This window comes from Planktotalea sp. (genome assembly GCF_018607965.1).
GTDB lineage: Bacteria > Pseudomonadota > Alphaproteobacteria > Rhodobacterales > Rhodobacteraceae > Planktotalea.
This window is the reverse complement of sequence record NZ_JABBAM010000075.1, coordinates 1-3,322: the sequence shown is the minus strand read 5'-3', so window position 1 is coordinate 3,322 and position 3,322 is coordinate 1. Positions and strand designations below refer to the sequence as shown.

The 3,322-nt window shown below is 52.8% G+C and carries 4 protein-coding genes; all 4 read right to left on the bottom strand.

The window, feature by feature from the left end; genetic code table 11:
• The coding region (rpsM, locus tag QZ279_RS07300; protein ID WP_293449622.1) for a 30S ribosomal protein S13 at positions 1 to 367 on the bottom strand (367 nt) is incomplete at its 3' end.
• Between the two features lie 212 nt (positions 368 to 579).
• A complete protein-coding gene (locus QZ279_RS07295; protein ID WP_293449620.1) occupies positions 580 to 1,161 on the bottom strand; it encodes an adenylate kinase in 582 nt (193 codons plus the stop codon).
• A complete protein-coding gene (gene secY, locus QZ279_RS07290; RefSeq protein WP_293449618.1) occupies positions 1,158 to 2,522 on the bottom strand; it encodes a preprotein translocase subunit SecY in 1,365 nt (454 codons plus the stop codon). Before secY ends, QZ279_RS07295 begins: the two co-directional genes overlap by 4 nt.
• A gap of 109 nt (positions 2,523 to 2,631) precedes the next feature.
• Positions 2,632 to 3,105 (bottom strand): 50S ribosomal protein L15, encoded by a 474-nt coding sequence (gene rplO, locus QZ279_RS07285; protein ID WP_293449616.1) that lies wholly within the window; start codon positions 3,103 to 3,105, stop codon positions 2,632 to 2,634.
• Positions 3,106 to 3,322 lie beyond the last annotated feature (217 nt).

Sequence of the window (3,322 nt, the reverse complement as noted above, 5' to 3'; positions counted from 1 at the left end):
ATTTCTTCTTACCAGCAATGGCCTTTGCAGGACCTTTGCGAGTACGAGCGTTTGTTGACGTACGCTGACCACGTACAGGAAGATTGCGACGGTGACGTAGGCCACGGTAGCTACCAAGGTCCATCATGCGCTTGATGTTCATCTGCGTGTCACGGCGAAGGTCGCCTTCTACGGTGAATGTCGCATCGATGAATTCGCGAACCGCGAGAACTTCTGCATCGGACAGCTCGTTAATACGGCGCGACACGTCAATCTTGAGAGATTCACAGATGATTTTAGCAGAGGCTGGGCCAATACCAGTGATATAAGTTAGGGCGATCGGGACCCGTTTATGGGTCGGGATGTTTACGCCGGCAATACGTGCCAAGTGGGAACTTCCTTCTTCGTTGCGGGTCCGTAATGCCGGACCCTTTTTTCACAACACAAAGCCCTAGGCGACTGAGCCGAGGGCTTAAGCTGATCAGGTGATCTGTCAAACTAGGGAGCTACCCGAATCTGACGGTTTGATTCTCGTTATAGATGTGATGGAATTAGGACCTTTTGACTAAAGGGTCAATAGGTCCTTAAAGTGAGTGTCCCTTAGGCCTTTAGAACACCCGCGATGTCCGCTTTTACGCCGTCCATGGTGCCAAGACCATCGACACCGCGCAGCAAGCCTTTGGCGTGATAGTAGCCAAGTAGCGGGGATGTTTGTTTGTAATACGCCATAAGGCGAATTTTTAGACTTTCCGCGTTGTCATCTGCGCGCACAGGCTTGCCCGCAGCGGCCGCGTCAGCAGCACGTCCAACAATGCGGTCAACCAAGACATCATCGTCCATTTGCAGCTCAATCGCGTGATCCAAGACTTCGCCCTGCTCTTCCATCAACTCTGCCAAAGCATCTGCTTGTGCCAAAGTGCGTGGAAAACCGTCAAAGATGAAACCGCCGGCTTTGTCGCCTAGCAACTTCTCGCGGATCAGACCGATCACGATCTCGTCCGTGACCAAGTCACCGCGCGCCATAACATCTGCTACAACCTTGCCCATTTCGGTACCGCTGTCTTTTGCTTCTCGCAGCATATCACCAGTGCTTAACTGGATCATGTTGCGATCTTCAACGAGCAAGGCGGCTTGTGTACCTTTACCGGCTCCGGGTGGTCCTAGCAGAATAATATGTGTCATCGGCGAATTGGGCTCCGTTTCTTGCGTCCTTTGCCGCCCTTACCGCGCAGCTGGGATTTCTGGATCAAACCTTCGTACTGGTGCGCAAGCAAGTGACTCTGCACCTGTTGAATGGTGTCCATGGTCACAGAGACCACAATCAAAACCGACGTTCCACCAAAATAAAACGGAATGGCGAATTGGCCGCGGATGATTTCCGGCAGCAAGCAAACCAAGGTGAGGTAGGCCGCACCAAGAGCCAACAGACGGGACACCACGAATTCAAGATATTCAGCTGTCTTCTTGCCGGGGCGAACACCGGGGACGAAACCGTTCTGGTTCTTCAGATTGTCCGCAACATCGTCCACTTTGAACGACACGTTAAACGTATAGAAGAACGTAAAGAATACGATCATCGCAGCAAAGAACAACAGATACAGCGGCTGACCAGGTCCGAAATACGCAAGCAGCGTGGACATGACTGGGCCTGTCGAGTTGCCAGAGAACGTAGAAATCGTCGCAGGCAGCAGCAAAAGCGAGCTTGCGAAAATCGCAGGGATAACTCCGGCTGGGTTAACCTTAACCGGCAGGTGCGACGACGAGCCTTCCTGAACCTTCATGCCAACTTGCCGGCGTGGGTACTGAATATGGATCTTGCGCAATGCGCGCTCCATAAAAACCACAAAGGCAATGGTGATCACCACCATTAAGATAACCCCCACAATAACCGCAGGGCTGATCGCACCAGAGCGGCCAGAGGCGAAGAACTGCGCCAAAGCAGCAGGAACTTCGGCGATAATGCCGACGAAGATAATCAAGGAAATACCGTTACCAATGCCGCGCGCGGTGATTTGCTCACCCAGCCACATCAGGAACATTGTACCGCCAACAAGCGTGATCAAGCAGGCGATGCGGAAGAATGCGCCGCCCTCAGTAACCAAACCACCCGCTTCTAGGCTGACTGCTAGGCCGTAAGCCTGCATAGTTGCCAAGGCAACTGTGCCATAGCGCGTGTATTGATTGATTTTCTTTTGACCTTGCGCGCCCTCTTTCTTCAATTGCTCCAACGCGGGAACCATCGATGTCAAAAGCTGCACGATAATAGAGGCCGAGATGTAGGGCATAATACCCAAAGCGAAGATGCCCATGCGACCAAGCGCACCGCCTGTGAACATGGAGACCATGCCACCGATGCCCTGCCCCGCCGATTCCATGAATTCACGCAGTGCTGCGCCATCGATACCGGGGACGGGAATAAATGTGCCCAAACGGTAAACGATCAACAGACCAAGCGTGAAAAGGATACGGCTGCGAAGATCTGTGGCTTTGCCAAGTGCAGACCAACTCGTGTTGGCTGCCATTTGTTCTGCTGCGGATACCATGAACGGCTCTCTTCTTAATAAAAAATGCCGCATGAGCGTTCTCAGCTCAGGCGGCATTCAGGAAAACGTCTAGAGGTATGTAGTGGGCCAAGCGGCCCGTAACAACCTGTTATTCAGCCGCAACCGCTTTTGTGACCGTAAGTGATCCGCCAGCTTTTTCCACCGCTTCAACAGCTGTCTTAGAAGCACCTGTTACTGTGATGTTTAGCTTGGACGTGATTTCGCCCTTCGCTAGAACACGGACACCGTCTTTGATGCGACGTACAAGACCGGACGCAACGAGCGATTCCTCTGTGATCGGCGCTTTTGCGTCAATCTTACCTGCGTCTACGAATTTCTGGATCAAGCCAAGGTTCACAACAGCGTGTGTCTTGGAGTTGATGTTGTTAAAGCCACGCTTTGGAAGGCGTTGGTAGAGCGGCATCTGGCCACCCTCAAAACCCTTGATCGCAACACCCGAACGGGATTTTTGACCTTTAATACCACGGCCACCGGTCTTACCCATGCCGGAACCAACACCGCGACCTACGCGCTTGCGTTTTTTCGTGGCACCTGGATTGTCGTGCAGTTCATTAAGTCTCATGTCGCTTCTCCTTTGCCGGATGCGACCCCCAGCGACGGGAGTGGCCGAACGCGGCGTATCATTGATTCGTACGTGGCACGGATTGCCATTCGGCGCGTATAAAGCGGGGGTGGGTTTGGATCAAGAGGGGAATGCGGGAATGTGGCGTTCTGTCAGCACCTTGAAATCCTTGCACGGCGCATGAAAGCTTGATCACAAAAACGTCCATGATAGCATT

Coding starts and splice junctions, on each gene's coding strand:
- QZ279_RS07295 (WP_293449620.1), bottom strand. CDS start 1,161: ATGACACATATTATTCTGCTAGGACCACCCGGAGCCGGTAAAGGTACA.
- secY (WP_293449618.1), bottom strand. CDS start 2,522: ATGGTATCCGCAGCAGAACAAATGGCAGCCAACACGAGTTGGTCTGCA.
- rplO (WP_293449616.1), bottom strand. CDS start 3,105: ATGAGACTTAATGAACTGCACGACAATCCAGGTGCCACGAAAAAACGC.